Source organism: Balneolaceae bacterium, from assembly GCA_034521445.1.
Classification (GTDB): domain Bacteria; phylum Bacteroidota; class Rhodothermia; order Balneolales; family Balneolaceae; genus JAXHMM01.
The window spans coordinates 196,245-218,346 of sequence record JAXHMM010000017.1; the positions used below are offsets into that span (position 1 = coordinate 196,245).

The 22,102-nt window shown below is 61.3% G+C and carries 20 protein-coding genes and 1 pseudogene; 14 read left to right on the plus strand and 7 right to left on the minus strand.

Features of this window, described 5'->3' with window-relative positions; genetic code table 11:
• Window positions 1–5 precede the first annotated feature (5 nt).
• The gene (gene greA / locus U5K31_14760; protein ID MDZ7773983.1) at window positions 6–488 is read right to left on the minus strand and encodes a transcription elongation factor GreA; all 483 of its coding nucleotides are present in this window, start codon (window positions 486–488) and stop codon (window positions 6–8) included.
• Between the two features lie 113 nt (window positions 489–601).
• Between greA and U5K31_14765 the strand changes: the two genes are divergently transcribed.
• The 10 genes and pseudogenes from U5K31_14765 (at window position 602) to U5K31_14810 (ending at window position 11,191) form a co-directional block, all read left to right on the plus strand.
• On the plus strand, window positions 602–1,207 hold the full coding sequence (locus U5K31_14765) for a TrmH family RNA methyltransferase (protein MDZ7773984.1): 606 nt from the start codon (window positions 602–604) through the stop codon (window positions 1,205–1,207).
• A gap of 151 nt (window positions 1,208–1,358) precedes the next feature.
• Entirely contained in the window at window positions 1,359–3,401 is a 2,043-nt protein-coding gene (gene metG / locus U5K31_14770; protein ID MDZ7773985.1) for a methionine--tRNA ligase, read from the plus strand.
• A gap of 97 nt (window positions 3,402–3,498) precedes the next feature.
• On the plus strand, window positions 3,499–4,848 hold the full coding sequence (locus tag U5K31_14775) for a sodium-dependent transporter (protein ID MDZ7773986.1): 1,350 nt from the start codon (window positions 3,499–3,501) through the stop codon (window positions 4,846–4,848).
• An 81-nt stretch (window positions 4,849–4,929) separates the two neighbouring features.
• Window positions 4,930–5,505 (plus strand): elongation factor P, encoded by a 576-nt coding sequence (gene efp / locus U5K31_14780; GenBank protein MDZ7773987.1) that lies wholly within the window; start codon window positions 4,930–4,932, stop codon window positions 5,503–5,505.
• Between the two features lie 4 nt (window positions 5,506–5,509).
• Window positions 5,510–6,016, plus strand: coding sequence for an acetyl-CoA carboxylase biotin carboxyl carrier protein (accB, locus tag U5K31_14785; protein MDZ7773988.1), 507 nt, complete (start codon window positions 5,510–5,512; stop codon window positions 6,014–6,016).
• A 12-nt stretch (window positions 6,017–6,028) separates the two neighbouring features.
• Window positions 6,029–6,298 (plus strand): annotated as a pseudogene (locus U5K31_14790) (biotin carboxylase N-terminal domain-containing protein).
• A gap of 97 nt (window positions 6,299–6,395) precedes the next feature.
• Window positions 6,396–7,382, plus strand: a complete 987-nt coding sequence (locus U5K31_14795) for an ATP-grasp domain-containing protein (protein ID MDZ7773989.1) — start codon at window positions 6,396–6,398, stop codon at window positions 7,380–7,382.
• Window positions 7,383–7,401: 19 nt separating this feature from the next.
• Complete coding sequence (gene gcvH / locus U5K31_14800; protein ID MDZ7773990.1) at window positions 7,402–7,782, plus strand: glycine cleavage system protein GcvH; 381 nt, start codon at window positions 7,402–7,404, stop codon at window positions 7,780–7,782.
• Entirely contained in the window at window positions 7,782–9,332 is a 1,551-nt protein-coding gene (gene guaA / locus U5K31_14805) for a glutamine-hydrolyzing GMP synthase (protein MDZ7773991.1), read from the plus strand. The genes gcvH and guaA overlap by 1 nt, the downstream gene beginning before the upstream one ends.
• Before the next feature lie 77 nt (window positions 9,333–9,409).
• Complete coding sequence (locus U5K31_14810) at window positions 9,410–11,191, plus strand: ABC transporter substrate-binding protein (protein ID MDZ7773992.1); 1,782 nt, start codon at window positions 9,410–9,412, stop codon at window positions 11,189–11,191.
• Window positions 11,192–11,208: 17 nt separating this feature from the next.
• Here U5K31_14810 and mltG read toward each other — a convergent pair whose 3' ends face one another.
• From mltG to U5K31_14830, 4 genes are all read right to left on the minus strand, one after another.
• Window positions 11,209–12,282, minus strand: coding sequence for an endolytic transglycosylase MltG (gene mltG, locus U5K31_14815; GenBank protein ID MDZ7773993.1), 1,074 nt, complete (start codon window positions 12,280–12,282; stop codon window positions 11,209–11,211).
• A 243-nt stretch (window positions 12,283–12,525) separates the two neighbouring features.
• Window positions 12,526–13,929, minus strand: a complete 1,404-nt coding sequence (locus U5K31_14820; GenBank protein ID MDZ7773994.1) for a hypothetical protein — start codon at window positions 13,927–13,929, stop codon at window positions 12,526–12,528.
• A gap of 91 nt (window positions 13,930–14,020) precedes the next feature.
• Window positions 14,021–16,147, minus strand: coding sequence for a SpoIIE family protein phosphatase (locus tag U5K31_14825; protein MDZ7773995.1), 2,127 nt, complete (start codon window positions 16,145–16,147; stop codon window positions 14,021–14,023).
• Window positions 16,148–16,161: 14 nt separating this feature from the next.
• Window positions 16,162–17,037, minus strand: coding sequence for a DUF4097 family beta strand repeat-containing protein (locus tag U5K31_14830; protein ID MDZ7773996.1), 876 nt, complete (start codon window positions 17,035–17,037; stop codon window positions 16,162–16,164).
• Window positions 17,038–17,251: 214 nt separating this feature from the next.
• Between U5K31_14830 and U5K31_14835 the strand changes: the two genes are divergently transcribed.
• From U5K31_14835 to U5K31_14845, 3 genes are read left to right on the plus strand one after another with little or no spacing between them, the layout of a single operon-like run.
• Window positions 17,252–17,713, plus strand: coding sequence for a hypothetical protein (locus U5K31_14835; GenBank protein MDZ7773997.1), 462 nt, complete (start codon window positions 17,252–17,254; stop codon window positions 17,711–17,713).
• Between the two features lie 4 nt (window positions 17,714–17,717).
• A complete protein-coding gene (locus U5K31_14840) occupies window positions 17,718–18,287 on the plus strand; it encodes a YceI family protein (GenBank protein MDZ7773998.1) in 570 nt (189 codons plus the stop codon).
• A gap of 3 nt (window positions 18,288–18,290) precedes the next feature.
• The gene (locus U5K31_14845) at window positions 18,291–19,130 is read left to right on the plus strand and encodes a DUF5777 family beta-barrel protein (GenBank protein MDZ7773999.1); all 840 of its coding nucleotides are present in this window, start codon (window positions 18,291–18,293) and stop codon (window positions 19,128–19,130) included.
• A gap of 44 nt (window positions 19,131–19,174) precedes the next feature.
• On the opposite strand, the gene U5K31_14850 is transcribed toward U5K31_14845, so the two are convergent.
• A complete protein-coding gene (locus U5K31_14850) occupies window positions 19,175–19,516 on the minus strand; it encodes a TM2 domain-containing protein (protein MDZ7774000.1) in 342 nt (113 codons plus the stop codon).
• Window positions 19,504–19,860 carry a DUF2752 domain-containing protein gene (locus U5K31_14855; GenBank protein ID MDZ7774001.1) on the minus strand — a complete coding sequence of 119 codons (357 nt, stop codon included), beginning with the start codon at window positions 19,858–19,860 and terminating at the stop codon, window positions 19,504–19,506. Before U5K31_14855 ends, U5K31_14850 begins: the two co-directional genes overlap by 13 nt.
• A 176-nt stretch (window positions 19,861–20,036) precedes the next feature.
• On the opposite strand from U5K31_14855, the gene U5K31_14860 reads away from it, so the two are divergent.
• Window positions 20,037–22,073, plus strand: a complete 2,037-nt coding sequence (locus U5K31_14860) for a TonB-dependent receptor (protein ID MDZ7774002.1) — start codon at window positions 20,037–20,039, stop codon at window positions 22,071–22,073.
• Window positions 22,074–22,102: the final 29 nt, after the last annotated feature.

Genomic DNA, 22,102 nt, shown 5'->3' on the forward strand with positions numbered 1-22,102 from the left:
TCAGATTATCGTTCGATGTTCTTGATTTCCAGTTTCAGGCTTCCGGCGGGCACATCCACCGTTACCACTTCCCCCACCTCGCAGCCCAGGATAGCCTTGCCGATGGGCGACTCTATGGAGATTTTGTTCTTCTTGAAATTGGCCTCGTCCTTGGAAACGAGCCGATACTTCACCTCGCGCTCCACGGAATGGTTGTAGATGGTGACGGTGGAAAGCAGGTAGGCCTTGTCGGTCTTGATATCCTCCTCGTCGAGGATGCGGGCGTTGGCCAAGGCATTTTCAAGTTCGGCGATGCGTTTTTCCAGCATGCCCTGTGCCTCCTTGGCGGCGTCGTACTCCGCATTCTCGCTAAGGTCGCCCTTGGCCCGGGCCTCGGCAATCTCCTCGGCAATCTCCTTGCGTCCGCGACCTTTCAGATCCTTGAGTTCGGCATCCAGTTTTTCGTATCCTTCGCGGGACAGGTAGTTCTTCTCCACAGCATTGGCCATTTTTTGATGATTTCTTGCGTACTTTTACCACTCCAAAAAAGAATGTCAGCCGCAAAGCTGACATTTTCTCATCAAAGGATCCTAAAATACCATGATAATTCCTCAACTACCAAATGTTAATTGCCCCTGCCGGCACGCTCGCCGGGTCGCCGGCGGCCGCTGCAGCCCCCTTCGCCATGACCGCTGAAAAACTATCCACACGCGAGATTCTACGCCGAAATCTGCAGCGAAAACCACCGGCCGGCATGGGACAGCTGCGGCTTATGCTCCACGACGTGCGCAGTATGCACAACGTAGGAGCGGCCTTCCGCTCGGCAGACGCCTTCGGGGTTCTGGAACTACTGCTGACCGGCTTCACGCCGGTCCCGCCGAGACCGGAGATCACCAAAACCGCCCTGGGTGCCGATGAGCATGTAGACTGGCGCCGTTTTGAGGAGACCGGGGAGGCCGTGACGCTGCTGCGCGAGGAGCAGAGCCTGCTGGTGGCCTTCGAGCAGACCGACCGAAGCGTGGCCATGCCCGAGCTGGAACTGCCCGCCGGTCGGCCGGTCTGCCTGCTCTTCGGCAACGAAGTGGAGGGCATCCCCCCCACGCTGCTGGAAGAGGCCGACCGCCTGGTGGAGATACCACAGTACGGGCACAAGCACTCGCTGAACGTATCGGTGACCGTGGGCATCGCCCTCTACGGGATACTGAGTCTCTGCTGGGAGCATGACTGAGTTGCGGCGCGGTCAAATGCCCGCCCTTTCTTTAATTTCTCACCGGATAGCGCTATTTTCGCGAACTTCCGACCTCCGGACTTCCGGACTTTTGGACTTTACGACTTCCCGACTTTAAGACTTCCCGACTTATTAGACTTATTAGACTTTAATGAAACGAACCCTAGTAACATCCGCCCTCCCCTACGCCAACGGTCCCCTGCACCTGGGACATCTCGCCGGCGCCTACCTGCCGGCCGATCTTTTCGTGCGCTACCGGCGCATGCGGGGCGACGACATCCTCCATATATGCGGCTCCGACGAGCACGGGGTGCCCATCACCCTGGCCGCCGAGAAGGAAGGGGTGGCGCCGCAGGACATCGTGGACCGCTTCCACGAGATGAACAAGAAGTCCTTCGCCGAATTCGGCATCGATTTCGACTACTACGGGCGCACCAGCTCGAAGGTGCACTACGAGACCTCCCGGGCCTTCTTCACCAACCTTCATGAGAAGGGCGTATTCCGCGAGAAAGTGGAGGAACAGCTCTACGATGAGGAGGCGGAGATGTTCCTGCCCGACCGGTACGTGAAGGGCACCTGTCCGAACTGCGGCTACGAGGAGGCCTACGGGGACCAGTGCGAGAAGTGCGGCTCCTCCCTCTCCCCCACCGAACTGATCGACCCGCGCAGCGCACTCACCGGCAAGGTGCCCCAGACACGCACCACCCGCCACTGGTACCTGCCGCTGGGCGATTTCCAGGAGCGTCTGGAGAACTGGCTGGAGAGCCGCACGAACTGGAAGGCCAACGTGCGGGGACAGGTGCAAAGCTGGCTCAATGAGGGCCTGGCCGACCGCGCCGTGACGCGCGACCTCACATGGGGCGTGCCCGTCCCATTGGAGGAGGCCGATGGCAAGGTGCTCTATGTATGGTTCGACGCACCCATCGGCTACATTTCGGCCACCAAGGAGTGGGCCGCCGGCACCGGCGATCCGGAGGCTTGGAAACGCTACTGGCAGGACGAGGAGACCGAACTCCTTCACTTTATCGGCAAGGACAACATCGTCTTCCACTGCATCATGTTTCCCGCCATGCTGATGGCCCACGGCGACTACGTGCTGCCGGAAAACGTGCCGGCCAACGAGTTCCTGAACCTGGAGAGCCGCAAGCTCTCCACCTCCCGCGGCTGGGCGGTCTGGCTGCGCGACTACCTGGAGGATTTCGAGGCCGACCTGCTGCGCTATGTGCTGGGCACCATCCTCCCCGAGTCGAAGGATTCCGATTTTACCTGGGGCGACTTTCAAAACAAGGTGAACAGCGAGCTGGCCGATGTGCTGGGCAACTTTGCCCACCGCACCCTCTCGTTCACCCTCAACTACTTCGACGGGAAGGTACCCCCACTGGAGGAGCCCGCCGAAGCGGACCGGGACATGCTGTCACGGATCGCCGCCCAGCGCGAACGCATCGCCGAATGCTATGAGGCCTTTCGTCTGCGGGAGGCCATCGCAGAGACCATGAAACTGGCCCGCGCGGGGAACAAATATTTTACCGACCGCGAGCCCTGGCATACCCGCAAGAGCGACCGGCAGACCTGCGGCAACACCCTGCACGTATGCCTGCAGGTAACCGCAGCCCTCTCTTCCCTTTTCGACCCTGTCATGCCCGCTAAAATGGGCGAACTTCGCCGCCAGCTGGGCCTCGGCGAGGCGCTGCCCTGGCAGGAGATCGGTCCCGCCATCCTCAGCGCAGGCGAGCCGGTGAGGGAGGGAGAAATCCTGTTCGAAAAAATCGAGGACACGGCCATTGAAGTCCAGCTGGAAAAGCTGCGCGCCCGGTCCGGGGAGGACGGCGACGCAGAAGCGGAGCCGGAGACGGAAGACTACGAGCCCCTCAAAGAGCGCATCTCCTACGACGAATTCGCCAGACTCGACATGAGGGCGGCGCGCATCCTATCCGCCGAGCCCGTGGAAGATGCCGACCGCCTGCTCAAGCTGAGAGTGGACCTCGGATTTGAAGAGCGCACGGTGGTGGCCGGCATCGCCGGGCACTACCGCCCCGACGAACTGGAGGGACGCATGGTCTGCGTGCTCGCCAACCTGGAGCCGCGCACCCTTTTCGGCATCGAAAGCAACGGGATGGTGCTGATGGCCGAGGAGTCCGACGGAGGACTGAAATTCCTGTCCGCCGATGCGCACCCCGGCAGCACCGTAGCCTGAGCATACGGCGGCAAAAATGCATTTGTAAGTGAATACTTGTCGTTACATCTTAACGCAACTCGCTTAACACGAAGAAACAACACATAGGAGGTAGGTAGTGGCTGGGACAGACACGACTGCGCGCGGCACCTGGAATTCCAAACTGGGCTTTATCCTTGCAGCGGCGGGTTCGGCCGTGGGACTGGGCAACATCTGGCGTTTTCCCACTGAGGCGGCCTCCAACGGGGGCGGGGCCTTCCTGCTCATCTACCTGGTCTGCTGTTTCCTCATCGGCTTTCCCGTCATGATGGCCGAGATCAGCATCGGACGCAAAACACGCAAAAATCCGGTGGGGGCCTTCAGGGCCCTTGGCAACAACGCCTTCTACCCGCTGATCGGGCTCTGGGGGGTGCTTTGCGGGGTAATGATTCTCTCCTTCTATACCGTGGTGGCAGGCTGGACCGTCAGCTACGTCTTCGAGGAGGCTCTCTTCTTCATGGGCTACACCGACTGGGCCGCCTGGATCGGTGACACCTCCAACGGTTGGCTCAACGCTCTCTTTGCTGTCGCCTTCATGGGCGCCACCATTTCCATCATACGGGGCGGGGTGAGCGACGGCATCGAACGGGCCACCAAGACCCTCATGCCCCTGCTTTTTATTATCCTTTTTGTGCTCATCGGCTACGTAGTCACCCAGCCGGGCAGCGGCGTAGGGTTGTCCACCTACCTCTATCCCGACTTTTCGGAAATCGACGCGGAGCTCATTTTTGCCGCCATGGGACAGGCTTTCTTCTCACTATCGCTGGGGATGGGTGCTGATCACCCGATGCGAAGCGACCCTCTCCACAAAGAGAATGTGCAGCAGGCGCGGCCCTTATCACCCGGCCTGGGACACCTGGTCGCCTTCCTGGCCGGCCTGCTGATTATTCCCGCCATGTACATGGCCCAGGCGGCGGGCATCACCATTTTTGACGCGGCCGACAACCTGATCGCCGGACCCGCCCTCATCTTCCAGGTACTTCCCTCCCTCTTCCATGAACTGGGCGGCTTCTTCGGCGTCTTCCTCGGGATCACCTTCTTCCTGCTGCTCAGCGTGGCAGCCCTTACCTCAACCATCTCCCTGCTGGAGGTGCCTGTTTCCTACGCCATCGACGAATATAAGATACCCCGCAAACGGGCAGCTCTCTACATCGGGCTCGGCATCCTGGCCGTCTCCATGTTCGTCTCCTTCGACACCAGTCTCATCGGCACCCTCGACTACGTCTTCAGCACCATTGGCCTGCCGCTGGGCGGTATTCTGATCTGCCTCTTCCTGGGCTACACCTGGAAGACCGAAAACGCCCTGGCCGAAATGGACCAGGGCAACCCGGGCTTCAGCGGCTCCGTCATGGGCAAAACCTGGAAGCTCTTCATCATGATCGTCTGCCCCCTTCTCATCCTCTACAACCTACTCAGCAATTTCCTGTGATCTGCCATTTTCGTCTTGTTTTCCCAGGACGCCCATGGTATTTTGGGGCTTGCAATTTTCCCGTAATCCCAAACACGATTTATGGCGAAAGTCTCCACATCTGAATTCCGTTCGGGCATGGTGCTTGACGTCGACGGCGAGCTCTACTCCATCGTGGAATACCACCACGTAAAGCCCGGCAAGGGCGGGGCTTTTCTGAAGACCAAGCTGAAAGGAGTGGTCAACGAAAAGACCATCGAGAAGAGCTTCCGCTCGGGTGAAAGCGTCAACGAGGTGCGCGTGGAGCGCCAGCCCTACCAGTTCATCTATCGCGAGGGCAACCTCTTCTATTTCATGCACCAGGATACCTACGAGCAGCTTCCCGTGGAGGAGAGCAATGTCCGCGGCGCCAACTTCATCACCGAAGGGCAGCAGTGCACACTGGTGGTGGACGTGGATAATGAAAATGTGCTCTACGCCGAACCCCCGGACCACATCACCGCCGAAGTGGTGAAAACCCGGCCCGGCATCAGGGGCGACACGGCCACGGGCGGCTCCAAGCCGGCCACCCTGGAGTCGGGCGCCGAGGTGCAGGTGCCCCTCTTCATCGAGGAAGGTGAGCTCATCAAGGTCGACACCCGCACGTCGGAATATCTGGAACGCGTCAAAACCGAGTAACGACATGGATTTAAAACTAGTCAGGAAAATCCTCGATATGATCGCCGAAAGCGAGGTGGACGAAGTGTCCATCGAGGAGGGCGATTTCAAGATCAGCGTCAAAAAGAAAGCCGAGGTCGATCAGCCTCCCATGCCCGTACAGTACCAGGTGCCGGCAGGGCAGGCGCCCGCGCAGCCGCAGGGAGGCGCCGCAGGCAGCCAAACCCCGTCCGGCGGAGGCGAGGAACCTTCGGGAGGCGCGCAGGGCGGCCCCTCCGAAGACGGGAAGGAGATCGACGGGCAGGTGATCACCTCGCCCATCGTGGGCACCTTTTACCGCTCCCCCTCCCCCGACGCCGACGCCTTCGTAAAGGTGGGCGATTCGGTAGAGAAGGGTGACACCCTCTGCATCGTGGAGGCCATGAAAATCATGAACGAGATCGAATCGGAACACACCGGCGAGATTAAAAAGATCCTGGTCGAAGACGCCGAGCCGGTGGAGTACGAACAGCCGCTTTTCATCATCGGATAACTTTTCTGCTGCATGTTTGACAAGATCCTTATTGCCAACCGGGGCGAAATTGCCCTCCGCATCATCCGCACCTGCAAGGAGATGGGCATCAGGACGGTGGCCGTATACTCCACCGCAGACCAGGACAGCCTCCATGTAAAGTTCGCCGACGAGGCCGTCTGTATCGGTCCCCCATCCAGCAAGGAGAGCTATCTTAAGATTCCCAGCATCCTGGCAGCCGCCGAGATCACCAATGCGGAGGCCATTCATCCCGGCTACGGCTTCCTCTCCGAGAACGCCGATTTTGCCCGTATCTGCGGGGAGCACGACCTTACATTCATCGGCCCCTCCCCCGACAGCATTCAGCGCATGGGCGACAAAGCCAGTGGCCAAGAATACCATGATCAACAGCGGCGTGCCGGTGGTGCCCGGCAGCGACGGGGAGGTCACCGACCCGGAGGAGGCCAAAAAAATCTGTGCCGACATCGGGTATCCCGTTATTATCAAGGCCTCGGCGGGCGGCGGGGGACGCGGCATGCGCATCGTCCATGAAGAAGAAAAGCTGGAACAGGCCTTCGACACCTGCCGCAACGAAGCCGAGACCGCCTTCGGCAATCCCGGCGTCTATATCGAAAAGTTTGTGGTCAACCCGCACCACGTGGAGATACAGGTAATGGGTGACCGGCACGGCAACGCCGTGCACCTGGGCGAACGCGACTGCTCCCTGCAGCGCCGTCACCAGAAAATTCTGGAGGAGGCCCCCTCCCCCCTGCTCACCCCCGAGCTGCGCGAGGAGATGGGACAGGCCGCCGTGGACGCCGCCCTTTCGGTAGACTACGAGGGCGCCGGCACCGTGGAATTCCTGGTGGACGCCGACCACAACTTCTATTTCATGGAGATGAACACCCGCATCCAGGTGGAGCACCCGGTCACCGAGGAGATCACCGACTGCGACCTGGTGGCCGAACAGATCAAGGTGGCCGCCGGCATGGAGCTGAACCTGGGACCCCTGAAAATGCGGGGGCACGCCATCGAATGCCGCATCAACGCCGAGGACCCCGCTCACAACTTCCGCCCCTCTCCCGGCACCATCACCGTATTTCATCTTCCGGGGGGACACAGTGTGAGGATGGACACCCACGCCTACTCCGGATACCGCATACCCCCGCACTACGACTCCATGATCGCCAAGCTCATCGTAAGCGCCTCCACCCGTGAGGAAGCGATCAACCGCATGCGACGTGCCCTTTCTGAATTCGTGGTCGAGGGCGTAAAGACCACCATCCCCTACCACCTGCAACTGATGGACGACGAGAATTTCCGCAGAGGCACCTTCCACACCAAGTACCTCGAAAACGAGTTCACCTACCGCAACCCCGAATCCTAACACCCAGAAGCCAGGAGCCATGAGCAATCCCGAGAAACTGAAATACACCCGCGAACACGAGTGGGTGCGCGACAACGGCGACGGCACCCTGACCGTGGGCATCACAGACTTCGCCCAGGGCGAGCTGGGAGACATCGTTTTCGTGGAACTGGATCCTGAGGGCACCGAGGTAGACCGCGAAGAGGTCTTCGGCACCGTCGAGGCAGTCAAGACCGTATCGGATCTCTTTGCCCCGGTGAGCGGGGAGATTACCGAGGTCAACGCCCGGCTGGAAGACGAGCCCGAGCTGGTCAACGACGATCCTTACGGAGAAGGATGGATGATTACCATAAAACCTGATGATCCTTCGCAGCTCGACGAACTGATGTCAGCCGAAGATTATGAAGATATTATCGCCTGATGCAGCACCGACCCGAAGCGTGGATCCTCATACTCGATTTCGGCTCCCAGTACACCCAGCTTATCGCCCGTCGCATCCGGGAGCAAAACGTCTACTGCGAAATCCATCCCTGCAACCATAACCTGTCCGATTTTGACGGGCAGCCGCCCCACGGGGTCATTCTTTCCGGCGGTCCCAGCAGCGTGAACGACGAGGACGCCCCCGACCTCAACGAGCATATCTTCAGCTGGGAGGTGCCCGTACTGGGCATCTGCTACGGGCTGCAGATACTGTCCCACCGCGCTATTCCGGGCAGTGTGGAGAAGGCTGAAAGGCGGGAATTCGGCCGCTCCGAGCTCATCGTGGACGACGACGCCGACCTGCTGGCCGGTATTCCGCAGGAGTCGGTGGTCTGGATGAGCCATGCCGATCACATTCGCGAGCTGCCGCCCGGCTACGACATCATCGCCCATACCGACAACGCACGCGTGGCCGCCGTCCGTCAGGCCGAGAAGCCCGTATGGGGCGTGCAGTTCCATCCCGAAGTGGTTCATACCGTACACGGCCGGAAGATCCTTGAAAACTACGTCCGCCATATCTGCGGACTGGAGGGCAGCTGGACCCCCGAATCGTTTATAGAATCCACCGTATCGGAGATACGCGAGCGCGTGGGCTCCGACCGCGTACTCTGCGGCCTCTCCGGGGGCGTCGACTCCACCGTGGTGGCCACCATCCTGCACCGCGCCATAGGCGACCAGCTCCAGTGCATCTTCGTGGACAACGGACTGCTGCGCAAGAACGAATTCGAGACGGTGCTTCGGCTCTACCGCGATAAGCTGAACCTGCCGGTGCGCGGTATTGACGCCGGCGACCGTTTCCTGGCCAACCTGGAGGGCGTATTCGACCCCGAATTGAAGCGCAAAATCATTGGAAACACCTTCATTGACGTCTTTGACGAGGAGGTAGCCGACGACTCCTCCTTCCGCTTCCTGGCCCAGGGCACCCTCTATCCCGATGTCATAGAAAGCATCTCCTTCAAGGGGCCCTCCGCCACCATCAAATCGCACCACAACGTGGGCGGACTTCCCGAGGAGATGAACCTGGAGCTGGTGGAACCCGTGCGAGAGCTCTTCAAGGACGAGGTGCGCAAGGTGGGACGCACGCTGGGCATTCCCGAAAACTTCATAGGCCGCCACCCTTTCCCGGGACCCGGCCTGGGCATCCGCATCATCTCCGACATCACCCGCGAAAAGCTGGACATGCTGCGAGAGGCCGACCACATTTTCATCAGCGAATTGCGCGAGGCGGGCCTCTACGACGAGGTCTGGCAGGCCCTTGTTGTACTGCTGCCGGTACAGAGCGTCGGAGTTATGGGCGACGAGCGCACCTACGAGTTCACCGCCGGGCTGCGGGCCGTGACCAGCGTGGACGGCATGACCGCCGACTGGGCGCACCTGCCACACCCTTTCCTGGCCCGCGTCTCCAACCGCATTATCAACGAGGTGCCCGGCATCAACCGGGTGGTCTACGACGTGAGTTCCAAGCCCCCCTCCACCATCGAGTGGGAATAGGACAGAACATTTTCCGGCGTCCAAGGTTTACAACCATGTACACGGCAACCCACGGCAACCAAGCAAGGACCTGAACCATGCGACTTCCCCATTCCCTTCGCCCGCTGGCCCTCCTGCTGCTGGCCCTCCTTCTGGGCGTTCCCCAGCTCCGGGCCCAGGATTTCGACCGGGCGCTCAACCTGTACCAGCAGCAGCAGTACCAGGAGGCCGCCGCTCACTTCGGAGAGCTTCCCGGCGAACGCGCCCGCCTCTTCGCAGGCAAGAGCTGGTTCGCCCTGGGCCGCTACCTTCGCGCCAAGGCCGTACTTGAAGCCGTGGACAGCGCCGAAGCCGACCCTGACGTCTACCGCGAAGCCCGATACACGGCCGGCCTTGCCTACCTTCAACTGGAGGATTTCGCCGGGGCGCTTGAGACCTGGCAGACCCTTGCCCAGGCCTCCAATGCCGAGCTCGCGTCCGACGCCGAGCAACGCTACAGCGAGCTGCTGGGCTATCTCACGGTGAACCAGCGCCGCGAGGCGTTCCGGCGCACCACCAGCCCGCAGGTCCGGTTCGACCTTGTGCGTACCGCCCTGGGAAGGGTGCCCTGGTCCACCGCCCGGGTACTTGCGCAGACCTACGCCGCCTCGGTGCCGGAGGGAGAGGAAGGTGACCGCATCGGACGCCTGCTAGACACGACGGCCGACTCGCTCACCTATCACACCCGTACCTCGGGCACGCCACCCCTACGCGCTCCCGAGGGTATGGTATTCGACATCGGCGTGGCTCTGCCCCTCTTCCCGTCCGACGACAGCGCCTTCGGCGTGTCACAGGGACTTTACTACGGCTACCTGATGGCAGTGGACGACTACAACCGGCAAAATCCCCGCGTGCGAGCCGTCCTGCGTCACCGCAACACCGGCACCCGTGCCAGCGCAGACTCGGTGGACCGCATCATGACCGATTTCGCATGGCAGGTGAACGCCGAGGCCATCCTTGGACCCCTTTTCTCCGAGGCCGCCGCCCCCATGGCAAGCTACGCCGAATCCTACGGCATTCCCCTGCTGGCGCCGCTGGCCAACTCCGACTCCCTCAATTTTGACAATCCCTACGTCTTTCAGTCCAATCCCACCTACGCAACCCATGGACAACAGATGGCGCGATTCGCCCACCAACAGCTGGGCCTTGACACCCTGGCGGTGATGGCCGAAAGTGGCACCAGCGGCGAAAACGCGGCTTACGCTTTCCGTGAAGAGTTCGAAAGGATGGGCGGCAAGGTCAGCTATTTCTTCAGTGAAAACCTGGAGGCAACCGGCTACGAGATTACCGAATACACGCGATATTTCACGGCCGATTCAGCCGTCATTGACTCCCTCCATTTCCATCCCGTCGAAGCCGTCTATGCACCCTTCACCGGTCAGGCATCCGGCACCTTGATGGAGCTTCTGATGATTGATCTGAACGCCATGAACCCTGGCATCCCGGTGCTTGGCTCCCCCGAATGGGGCACCTCGGATCTTCCCGAATCGCGCGTGGGAAATCGCCCGGTCTATTTCACCGAGAGCTTTTACACCGATGCGCAGAGGACCCAGGTGCAGGAGTTCGACCAGCGGTTCCGGGAGCGTTTCGAACGGGATCCCAACCGCTTCGCACGCATCGGTTACGACGCGGCCACCTACCTCCTGCGCACCCTGGGACGGGTTCAGAATCCCGCCCTGCTGAAGGAGGAACTCTCGCTGGGACCGGCCCTGCCCGGGCTGGCCAACACCATTCGTTTCAAGGGAGGGCACGTAAACAGCCACGTCTATTTCATGCGGCTCGGATCCGGCGGGGAGGCGATTACGATGCAGGGATCCGGTTCAGGGGACGCCTCCAACTGAGGTTGGGAAGACCGCCTTCAGCTGTTGATCTCCTGCGAGGAGTCCTGCTGCGCCTTGATGCGGTACTGCTCTTCCAGCCACTCGCGCCACTTGGCGCTCTGCCGCCTGTGCTCTTCAAAGGTCTCCGAGAATACGTGGTAGCCGTCGGGGCTGGCCACCATGTAGAGGTAGTCGTGGTCGGCCGGGTATAGCGCAGCTTCGATGGAGGATCGACTTGGATTGGTGATCGGACCGGGGGGCAGTCCGTCGACCACATAGGTATTGTAAGGATGCTCGTAGCTGTAGTCTTCGTAGAGCAGGCGGCGGCGCTCGCCCAGCGCATAGTTGACCGTAGCGTCAGCCTGCAGGCGCATTCCGCGGTTCAGCCGGTTCCAGTAGAGTCCGCTGATCATCTCCTTCTCGTCTTCGCGCGTGGCCTCCCACTCTACGATGGAGGCCAGCGTGAGCACCTCCTCAAGGTTCAGCTCCACCTCTTCGATGCGCGCACCGTACTCGTCCAGGACCACCCGTTCAAATTCGCTTACCACGCGCCGGAGCACGCTCTCGGGCGGGGAGGTCCAGTAGATGGAGTAGGTTTCGGGCAGCATCTTCCCCATTAGCCCGCGGCTGCCTATGCCCAGTTGCCGCAGCAGCGCCGTATCGGCCAGGGCGGCCTGCACCGAAAGGGAATCGAATTTCAGCTGGCCCGACAGGCTGCGCACCAGCCGCTCCCGGGTGATGCCGGGTAATATAGTCACCGATACGGGGTCCTGTATGCCGCGCGACATTCTCGACAGGAAGACCTCGTAGGAGTAGCCTCCCTCCACCTGGTAATGGCCCTCTGAGAAACTATTCCATCCCAGCAGCCTTCCGGCCCAAACCAGCTCCTCACGACTGTGCACCACACCCGAGTCAGCCAACATGCCGCCCAGGGTCTCCAGGTCTGAGTTCTCCTCCAGGTAGATGGATACGGGCTCCTCGGAATAGATGGCGCGGGCGTTGGTGAGACGAGAGAGGCGGTGTCCGCCCACCAGCGCCAAAGCAAGGGAGAGCAGCGCCAGTCCGCCAGCGAGTTCTTTGCGGGTGCAGGGTATGTAGTCGGTCAGGTTCACGGCGCCATTGGATATTCGGGGTCCACTTCAAGGTACGAAATAGTAGGGGTCCAGTCACCCCCCACCGGCCGGGCAGGACGGCCGCAGCCGATTGTAACATTTCCTCGCTTTGGCCGTAACAGGCTGATGGAAGAGCAATTATTTGGTTGCTACATAAGCACCAAATGCCCTAAAGAAAAGCATCCAGCCTTGACCGGCTGGATGCTTTTTTTATGGCGCAGATCTGCCGCAAGGGGGGGGGCGTCAGAAGGTGGGATTGAAACGGACCCAGAAGACGGGTGCGCGGGAGGTGTTCTCCAGATCCCAGGCAAGCTCGCATCGCACCAGGCTGGAACCCAAGCCCACCCCGGCGTTATGGTAGAGGTCGCCGAAGCGGAAGTCGCTGAAGCCTGCAAAGGGGTCGGTGCCCTCCTCCAGCTCGGAGCTGTAGCTGGTCCACCCGGAATCGAGGAATAGGCTCAGGTAGAGCTCGTCGAAGTCAATCCAGTCGCGGTTTCCAAAGTCGGGTGAACCGAAATGCACCTCGGTGGTGCTCAGAATCATCTGGTTGCCGGGCATCCCGCCGTTGAGCGACTTATAGGGAATGGCCCGCAGGGAGCCGATACCACCCAGTTGGAAGGACTTCATGAAGGGGACCTCTCCGGTTATGCTTCCGATGCGCAGGCGGTGCTTGAACATGCCGCCCCGCTCGAAATTATAAAAGGTGAGCAGCTCGGCCTGGTAGCGCTCATAGGAGTAATCGGAGCGGCCCAGGCCGGGATCGGCAAATTCAGCCTCCAATGCGGCCGAAAAGGTAAAGCGTGGCTCCAGTACCAGCCGCTTGGGGTTGAATGAGACCGAGGCGGTCAGTGCGGAGATATCCACCTGCTCCACGGCAAGCCCGTTCACGTATTCCACGGGGGGATTGGGACGATATCGTCCCCCCGCGCCGAAGAGGGCCCAGCCGGTCTGACGCTCAAGACTGCTGTAACGGTCGCTGTTATAGGCAAGCCCACCCTCAAAAAGGCGTGTACTTCGCAGGAGGGTCCAAGCGCCCCAACCCTGCTGCTTGTAGTAGTCATGGTAGTCGTACCCTCCGAAAAAAGAGGTGAAGCTGGTTTCATTGAGACCCACGCGCCAGTAGTCGTCGGTGGTGGTGCCACTGTGGTACTCCCCGCCGATGAGCACGTGGCGCCTGTCGCCCAGGAAACGCTCCAGCCCAATACTGTACTGCCAGTCGGCCAGGGCAAAGGCATAGCCCAGCATTCCATGTACGTTCATATTGGGGATGCCCAGCAGCCAGTCGTCGTGATACCATTGCATACGCTCCTTTCTAAGTCCCAGAAACAGGCCGTCCACGCGGTTATAGTGTAGCATGGGCATGGTGGGATAGGTGCCGTAAAGCGCGTTTGAGCTGTAGGGACCCGCCTCCAGAGTAGCCTCGTAGTCAAGGCCATATTGATAGAGGTCGCCGAAATAGTGGCGGTCGCCCTCGCTGCTGTCCGAGGGCAGGCGCAGCAGATCGCTCAGCGAGCGCGAAAAGAGCGGGTCTTCCTTGAAGGGATCTTCCTCCTTGTTGCTCTTGGAGCCGGACTGCTGGCCGAAGGCGGCGGAGGCAAAAACCAGGGTTAGGATACAGAGAGCGAGGTAACGGGTGAATGCTGTCATGGCCTTTTCCTACCGTTTATGGATTACATGATACCGTTTATAGATTACATGATTTGGTACGGAACCACCCGGCGGAATGTTGCAGGGCAAGCTACCGCGCCTTCATAACCAGAATGGTAATATCGTCTTCGTGGGAGGCGCGTCCCGACCACTGGTCAATAAGCCGGTTGAGACGCGAGAGAATGTTGTTGGCGGGCGACTCAGCCACCTCCTCGAAGGCCTGGCGTATGCGGTTGAGTCCCAGCAGCTCGCGCTGCTCGTTGAAAAGCTCCATCAGTCCGTCGCTCATCAGCAGCATCACGTCGCCAGGTTGCAGCTGGAGCTCCCGGTTCTCGTAGGGGTAGTCGATGCGGGTGCCCAGGGGCATGCCCTTGATGGTAACGGTTTCCACCTCGGCCGGAGCGCTGCGGTAGACCAGGATCGGAGGCATGCCCGCGGCGGTGATCTCCACGCGATGCCTGCGGCAATTGACCAAGGTCATGCCCATGTAGAGCAGCTTGAGATCCATGTTGCGAATACCCGAGGACATGCGCCGAAGCAAGTCCAGGTTGTCGCGGTCGCCGGCAAGGGTATGGAAATAGCTCTTGGCCGTGGCCACAATGATGCCGGCCTTCATGCCGTGTCCGGTGGCGTCGCCCAGGGCCACAGTCATCTGCCCGTTTTTGTCCAGGCTGAAGTCGTAGTAGTCGCCCCCCACCTCCTGCGCGGTCTCCATGAAGACGGCAATATCCCAGTGGCTGCTCTCCGGCAGGTTCTTCGGCAGCATGGAGAGCTGAAGGGCCCGCGCCTCCTCCAGCTCCCGGGTCTTGCGCTCGTTTTCGGCCTCCAGCAGCTTGCGCTCCAGCTCCTTCTTCTTGTTCATGCGCTCCTGTTCCAGGGATCGCTCCGAGAGATGCTTCACTTCGATTAGCTTGTGCTCCAGGCGACGCTGGGTACGCGCAAAGTCGCGAGAGAGGAAGACCGACATGGTGAATATGAGCAGAATGGCGCCGTAGATCCCCCCGTAGACGGGATCGCCAGCCACCATGTTCAGATTGACCAGGGAGGTGTAAAGCATGCCGCCGGTAAAACAGAACAGTCCGGTTCCGATGATCCAGACGCCCTGACGCTTGTGCCAGAAGGAGACGGCCAGCACACGGCCGATCTCCAGCAGCACCGCCAGCACGAAGAAATCGTGATAGGAGGCGAGTCCCCCCTCCCCGCTCCAGGAGGCGCCCGCCAGCAGGACCCCGGCTGCCAGAAAGCCCCAGAATAACAGTGGTACCTTCTTGTAGAAGAGGCTGTAGGCAAAGCGTAGGGCGAAAACGAGCATCATCAGCCAGGCTACCTCGTGGTAGACCCCGAGGTCCACCACTTCGAGCGGTGAGTGGGTGTGGTCGCCGCGGTAGCGCAGCCAGGTGACCAGGGCCAGCAGTCCGGTGAAGAGGGCGAAGTAGAGGTTTCGCTTCTCGCCGGGATAAAAGGCAAACAACAGAAAGTGGATGCCGGTAAAGGCCAGCAGGAGCCCTCCGAAGAAAAGGGTGAGCCGTGAATGGCGCTCCGTCCAGCCCAAAGCCTGTTTGAGATGAGCCTCCATGTCGCCCAGCTGCAAGCCGAAGCCTGGTGTGTAGCCACGCTCCAGGTAGGTCTGCGCGTCGTGGTTCACGTAACGGACAGCCAGCAGGTGCACGCCGGTGTCGGGCAGGACCACGGGTCTGGGCCGGCGGTCGCGGTAGGGCCGGTAGTCCTCGGCGAAGACCGACACCTCCCCGAGATGGTAGATCAGCTCTCCATCCAGGTATATCTCGGAAGCCCCGTTGTGCGGGGAGAGCACCAGGGCGAGTGGATGGTTGACCAGGGTGGAGTCGACCCTGAGTCTCTTGCGGAACCAGCCTATGCCCTCCCAGTCCAGGAAGGGCAGTTCGGAGGGACCCAGATAGGTGCTCGCCTCCTCCCATCCGGAGGCGTCGTAGGAGGGCGAGGCCCACTGCAGGCTGTCGCCGGCCCGGAAACGCCAGTAGCTGCCCAGGGAAAGCACGCTGTCGGTGGGGTGAAAGTCGTCGGCCGACCAGACGGGCACGCTGTCGGCATCACCGGTCATCGCGGGAAAATCGGCCTGCTGCCACGCCGCGGCGGGGGATGCCTGCAATGCAAAGGCCAGCAGCGCAAGCAGCGCAGCGATACGGCCCGGCAGCCTGTCCCCTTTTCCCCTCTGGAATGGTGTTCGTAGTGCCCTCAATGTTGATGCCCTGATTATTCGGTTTCGACAGAGACCGTGCCTGAAGTGGATCGGAGGATGATGCGCGGACCCCCGCCTTCACGCAGCGAGCCTTCCACCAGGTCACTGCGGCGGATGCCCTCAAAAGAACCGCTGGTGCTGAAACGCACTTCGCTGCCGCGCAGGTCAAATTCAAAAGGCTGCACCGGCAGGCGGACGGCGATGTCCCCCCTTGTGGTCTCCAGACGCATGCCCAGGTTGACGCGGTCGAACTGGGCGCGAATGTCACCCCGGGTGATCTCGGCCACCATGTCGCCGGTAATGCGTTCGGCGTCAATCGCTCCGCCCAATATACGCAGGCGTATCTCACCGCGGAAATTCTCCAGGGAGATATCGCCCCGGTTGGTGTTGCCGCGGATCACCCCGCTGCTGCTGCGCACGGTGATGTCGCCGCTGCTGGTTGACAGGTCCTGCCGCTCCCCGGTGACCCCCTCCACATCGATGTCGCCGTTGGAGGTCTGCAGGCGCAGCGCAACCCCGGGCGGGGTGAGCACGCGGTAGCTGAAACGCACGTGGTCGCCCCCGAAACTTCCTTTGGGTTCCACGGAGGCGAGGATTTCCCGGCCGCGCTGGGCGGTGGTGATACGGTAGTTGTCGAGGTTGCCGCTGCGCGTCCAAACAGAAATACCGCGGTTCACGTACATCTCGATGCGCACCTCCTCCCTGCCCTCCTCGCCGATCACCTCGATATCACCGGTAGGAGTGTGCACCCGAACCACGGGCGTCTCGCCCGCGCGGAAGGTCCGAACTTGGTAGGGATCCTGCTGCGCGGCCAGGGGCCGGGGAGCCAGCATGAGCAGGGCCAGGAAAAGGGCTCCGAGGGAGGTCAGGTATGGCGAATGTGTTCTCATGGCACGGGATGTTGGTGCGGACGTTTGCATCATGTACGGCAAAAACACCGTCGGTGTTGCGCCCCCCCGGGCAGGGTGTCGTAGAGTCGGAATATAATAATCAGTTCCCTGCTTAGTTATTCAGATGCGGGTAGCGTGATGCTGAAAGATCGCGTTTTTTTGCCCCTATTGTTTAATATTAAATAATCCGAACATTAAACTTGATCACGAAGCTATGAAAGCAACGATACGCATGCGATTCCTGCGCCTGACCGGTGCAGCCGTACTCTGCCTGGCCGTTCTGGCGGCCTGCGGGGACAACTCCACCTCGGCTATGGACGATGACGACGGAGGAGGTGGCGGTACGCCCCCTCCAACGGAACGCGAACCTACCTGGACCAACGTAAGTCAGATCCTCAGCACCAGCTGCGGCGGATCCAGCTGTCACCTGAGCGAACCCTTCGAAAGCGGCGTGAATCTCACCAGCTACAGCAATGTGATGAATTCCGTGGGTGAACAGTACGGCAAGGAAATAGTAGAGCCCGGCGACGGCTCGCAGGAAGCCTCCCCCATCGTCGACAAGATCAACGCCAACCCCGAATTCGGTGATCGAATGCCGCTGGAGGGTGGGACCCTTTCACAGGATGACATCGACCTGATCGTCGAATGGATTGACGAAGGCGCCCAAGACAACTAGTGTCATGTCAAATATCTCCGCTATCCTGACAAGGGGGGCCGCCGCCGGACTGCTCCTGACGCTGATATGCGCCTCGACGGCCGGCGCCCAGGCTTTCCGTACCGAATCGGGACACGTGGCTTTCCACTCCTCGGTGCCGCTGCACGCCTTTACAGGCACCTCCGAGACGTTGAACGGCCGCATCAGCCTGGCCGACTCCACGGTGGACTTCTACGTGGACCTGATTACCCTCGAAACGGGTATTGCCAAAAGGGACAAGGACATGCGCCAGACGCTTGAAACCGAGGAACATCCCTTTGCGGAGTTCTACGGCAAGCTCACTACCCCCGTCAACCTGCAGGCCGAAGGCGCGCAGCAGGTGTCCGCGGAAGGCACCTTCACCATTCATGGCATCTCTCGGGAGATTACTGTGGAGGGCACGCTGAACCGCACCCCCGAGGGCCTGGCGGTGGAGGCCTCGTGGACCCTCAATATGACCGACTATGATATCAAGCCGCCCGGCATTCTCTTCTACCGCGTAAGCGAGGAGATCGAGATCGAGCTGCAAGCCACCCTTCAACCTGAAAACAACTGAACCATGCGCATCCAAACCCTGCTTCTTACCACGATCCTTACCCTGCTCTTCCTGCCGGCCCACGCCCAGATGGAAAGGGAGCGGGCGGACATCCGTCCGCCGGTAGAGGAGATCTTCTGGACGCACGGGCTGGTGGCTACCGGAACCGTGCAGCAGGTGCCCGCCGGCAACATGAACGTGACCATTATGCACTCCTTCGGGGTGCTAAGCAACCGCACGCTGCAGAACTTCTTCGGACTGGATTCCCCGCCCAACGTGCGACTGGGACTCGATTTCGGGCTTACCGACCAGTGGTCGCTGGGCATCGGACGGACCACGTTCGAGAAGGTAGTGGATCTGCGCACCCAGCTGGTCCTCCTGCGGCAGGGTTCCGACGGCGCCCCGCCGCTCAGCCTGAGCCTGAAGGGCGACCTGGGCGTGACCACCGTGGAGAACCGTCGTCCGCTGTCGGACGACCTGAGCGGAACAGCCGCGTTGATGGCCGCACGAAGCTTCGGGGATGCCTTCAGCCTGCAGATCTCCCCGATGGTAAGCTGGTTCGCCTCTCCCCTGCCCGGAAATGACGGCACGCTGGCCGGACTCGGCGTGGGAGCGGAATACCGGCTCAGCGATCGCTACGCCTTCTTCGCCGAATGGCTTCCGGTGGTCGGCGACCGATTCGAGGGGGCGCACAACGCCTTTTCGGTGGGACTGGATATTGAGACCGGGGGACACGTTTTCCAGCTCTTTTTCAGCAATACCCAATGGCATACCGAACAGTACGCCATCTCGCACACCAACACCGATTTCTGGGCGGGCGATTTCCGCTTCGGGTTCAACGTAAACCGCATCTTCCAGTTATAGGGCCGTACCGGGCGAATCCGGTTCCGCGCCCCAGGAAGAGGAGGCTAGATCATGCCGGTCACGTCGCGGGCCACATCGCGGTTGTATTCGAAGGCCAGGTTGCGGTAGTTGATCAGGTCGACGATGGTGCCAATCAGGCAGAGCCCGCCGGTGAGCAGATAGAGAATGCCCATGCCCACGTGGCCGATGATAAAGCGGTGGACGCCGGCCACCCCGAAAAAGCCGATGATGGCGGTAAGCAGCACGATCTGGGGATCCTTGCGCCGCGCCCGGTAGACGCTGCTGAAGCGCCGGGCCTGTTCTTCGTCCATATTTTCCATCATTTTGCCTATGTAGGCTGCCTCGTCGCCTTCCAGCTCGGGCAGATAGTCTATCATTCGCGCCATAACAAGTCTCCGTTGTTGGGTTTATGCTGAATATTCAGGTGTACCAGGTAAGATATCCTTCCCCCCATGATACTTACAGCGGGAATGCCCATGAAGTGCATCTGCAGAGAAGCCGCAAGGTCGCCCCGCATGAGCAGGGCTACCGACCGTCCCAGGCCCTCGCCCGGGCACCAGCTCATCCCCGCCCACTCCAGCAGGCAGAATCCCCCCTCCCTCGCAGTGTAGGGGTCGATGGCGGCCATGAGCAGCAGGCCGGCCGCCAGGGCGCACCATTCAAAATGCCGCCGGAAGAACGATTTCCAGGGACTCTCGGGGTGCGATATGCGGGGTGCGGCGTCCATCATGTGTACGGTTCTACGAAAACGAGAGGAATACGATACATAATAATTGGATGTAATTCCAAAAGGGGGCTTCGTGCATGTTAAAAGATGTAGCCGCCGGAATGGGACTTGGCGCGCTCAGGTTGCAATAACGTGCCGGATACGTCTCGCACGGCCAATCGAAAGACAAATCGAAGAAAATGAATAAGACCTGCCTGCTTGCCGCACTGCTCATGCTGCCCGGCCTGCTCTCCGCCCAGGACAGCACCGCCGCCGTCGGCGACACCCTCGCGACCCACCTGAAAGCCATCGAGGTCGTGGGCGTGCGTTCGGTGATCAGCTCTGCCGACGCCCCCCTTGCCCTGGCCATCGCAAACCGTGACAGGGCTTCCCTGAACCACGGTTCCAGCCTCTCTCTTTCGGGCATCGGGCAGCAGCTGCCCGGTCTCTGGGTGAACAACCGCCGCAACTACGCCCTGGGCGAACGCATGACCATACGCGGACTCGGATGGAGGGCCGCCTTCGGGGTGCGAGGCATACAGGTCATCCTTGACGGAGTGCCCCTCACCGTGGCCGACGGACAGTCGATGATCAACATCGTGGACCCCGCCTTCGTGAGGCGCGCCGAACTCATTCGCGGGCCCGCCTCCTCCTTCTGGGGCAATGCCAGCGGCGGGGTGCTCTACCTCTCAACCGATCCCGGCTATTCGGCCGGCGACGGGCTGCATCTGCGCGCGCTCGGCGGCTCCTACGGCATGGCCCGCACCGAAGCGCAGTACCGTCAGGCGGGCGAGCGGCACGCATTCAGCGCATACGGCTCCTTCCTGGACGATCCCGGCTTCCGCAACTACTCCTCGGCACGCCTCTGGCGCGGGGGACTTACCGGACGTGTGGAGATTTCCGGCGGGGGCACACTGGAGTATTCCGGCGCCATGGTGCACATGCCCTTCGCCGAACATCCCAGCGGACTTTCCAGGCAGCAGGCGAAGGAGGAGCCCCGCACAGCGGTCCCCTCCTTCGTGGAGGCAGGGGCCGGCAAGAGCATGACCCAGGGACAGGCCGGCCTGCGCTACCTGGCCGACACCGGGCTGGGCGATCTAACCCTGTCGGCCTACGGCATCCGCCGCGACCTGCGCAATCCCCTCCCCTTCGCCATTATTACCGTGGACCGCCTGTCCGGGGGACTTCGTGCCGGCCTGGAGCGTGAATACGACGAGATTACCTGGAAAGCAGGGGCCGAGGTCAAGCTCCAGCGTGACGACCGCGTGGAATTCGGAAACGATAGCGGAAGCCGCGGAGGCGTACAGATCGACCAGCTGGAAACCGTCTGGAACCAGGCCCTGTTCGCCTCCGCAGCCTGGGGGCCCGGCGACCTGGCCCTGCTGGGCAGCCTCCGCCTGGACCGCCTCGCCTTCGCCAGCGATGCCCGCGCCTCGGGGGCCGAGGGCGAGCGCAGCTTTCAGGCCCTCAGTCCAGGCGTGGGCGTGCGCTGGGATCTCGGCGCGGCCAGCCTCTTCGCCAATCTCGGCACCAGCTTCGAGGCGCCCACCACCACCGAGCTGGTAAACCGTCCCGGCGGCGGGGAGGGCTTTAATCCCGATATCCGTCCCGAACATACCACATCGGTGGACCTCGGTATGCGGGGCGAGCTGGTGAACAGCCCGCTCTCATGGGAGCTGACCCTCTACCAGATGTGGATTCGCGACCTGCTCTTTCCCTACCAGCTGGCCGCCGACGGACCGGTTTTCTACCGCAACCAGGGCGAAACCCGTCACCGGGGCGTGGAGGCCCGCGTGGAGGCCCGGATCCTCCCCTCCCTCACCCTATCGTCCACCTGGAACCTGACCGACGCCGCCTTCGTCGAGGCCGCCACCCTGGATGGTTTCTCTCTGGCCGGAAAATCGGTGCCTGGCGTGGCCCGGCACCGCCTCAACACCACCCTGCGCTGGCAGGCATCGGGATGGCGCGCCTCCCTCTCACACGAAATGGTGAGCCGGCACCCGGTGGATAATCTCAACACCGCCTGGAACGACCGCTACCAGGTTCTGGACGCCCGGCTTAGTTACCGCAGCAATCCGGGCGCCGGGAGCGGCCTCACCCTGCATCCCTTCCTGGAGGTAAACAACGTGCTGGACCACCGCTACAACGGCTCGGTGGTGGTGAATGCCTTTGGGGGGCGCTACTACGAGCCTGCGGCCGGGCGCAACTGGACCTTCGGGCTCTCCCTCGATTTCTAAATTGCAAACCGTCAATCCCTGCTCACCGA

What these genes read in the sequence shown, in the direction of transcription:
- greA (MDZ7773983.1), bottom strand. Translation starts at nt 488, where the DNA reads ATGGCCAATGCTGTGGAGAAGAACTACCTGTCCCGCGAAGGATACGAA.
- U5K31_14765 (MDZ7773984.1), top strand. Translation starts at nt 602, where the DNA reads ATGTTAATTGCCCCTGCCGGCACGCTCGCCGGGTCGCCGGCGGCCGCT.
- metG (MDZ7773985.1), top strand. Translation starts at nt 1,359, where the DNA reads ATGAAACGAACCCTAGTAACATCCGCCCTCCCCTACGCCAACGGTCCC.
- efp (MDZ7773987.1), top strand. Translation starts at nt 4,930, where the DNA reads ATGGCGAAAGTCTCCACATCTGAATTCCGTTCGGGCATGGTGCTTGAC.
- accB (MDZ7773988.1), top strand. Translation starts at nt 5,510, where the DNA reads ATGGATTTAAAACTAGTCAGGAAAATCCTCGATATGATCGCCGAAAGC.
- U5K31_14795 (MDZ7773989.1), top strand. Translation starts at nt 6,396, where the DNA reads ATGATCAACAGCGGCGTGCCGGTGGTGCCCGGCAGCGACGGGGAGGTC.
- gcvH (MDZ7773990.1), top strand. Translation starts at nt 7,402, where the DNA reads ATGAGCAATCCCGAGAAACTGAAATACACCCGCGAACACGAGTGGGTG.
- guaA (MDZ7773991.1), top strand. Translation starts at nt 7,782, where the DNA reads ATGCAGCACCGACCCGAAGCGTGGATCCTCATACTCGATTTCGGCTCC.
- U5K31_14810 (MDZ7773992.1), top strand. Translation starts at nt 9,410, where the DNA reads ATGCGACTTCCCCATTCCCTTCGCCCGCTGGCCCTCCTGCTGCTGGCC.
- U5K31_14820 (MDZ7773994.1), bottom strand. Translation starts at nt 13,929, where the DNA reads ATGACAGCATTCACCCGTTACCTCGCTCTCTGTATCCTAACCCTGGTT.
- U5K31_14830 (MDZ7773996.1), bottom strand. Translation starts at nt 17,037, where the DNA reads ATGAGAACACATTCGCCATACCTGACCTCCCTCGGAGCCCTTTTCCTG.
- U5K31_14835 (MDZ7773997.1), top strand. Translation starts at nt 17,252, where the DNA reads ATGAAAGCAACGATACGCATGCGATTCCTGCGCCTGACCGGTGCAGCC.
- U5K31_14840 (MDZ7773998.1), top strand. Translation starts at nt 17,718, where the DNA reads ATGTCAAATATCTCCGCTATCCTGACAAGGGGGGCCGCCGCCGGACTG.
- U5K31_14845 (MDZ7773999.1), top strand. Translation starts at nt 18,291, where the DNA reads ATGCGCATCCAAACCCTGCTTCTTACCACGATCCTTACCCTGCTCTTC.
- U5K31_14850 (MDZ7774000.1), bottom strand. Translation starts at nt 19,516, where the DNA reads ATGGCGCGAATGATAGACTATCTGCCCGAGCTGGAAGGCGACGAGGCA.
- U5K31_14855 (MDZ7774001.1), bottom strand. Translation starts at nt 19,860, where the DNA reads ATGATGGACGCCGCACCCCGCATATCGCACCCCGAGAGTCCCTGGAAA.
- U5K31_14860 (MDZ7774002.1), top strand. Translation starts at nt 20,037, where the DNA reads ATGAATAAGACCTGCCTGCTTGCCGCACTGCTCATGCTGCCCGGCCTG.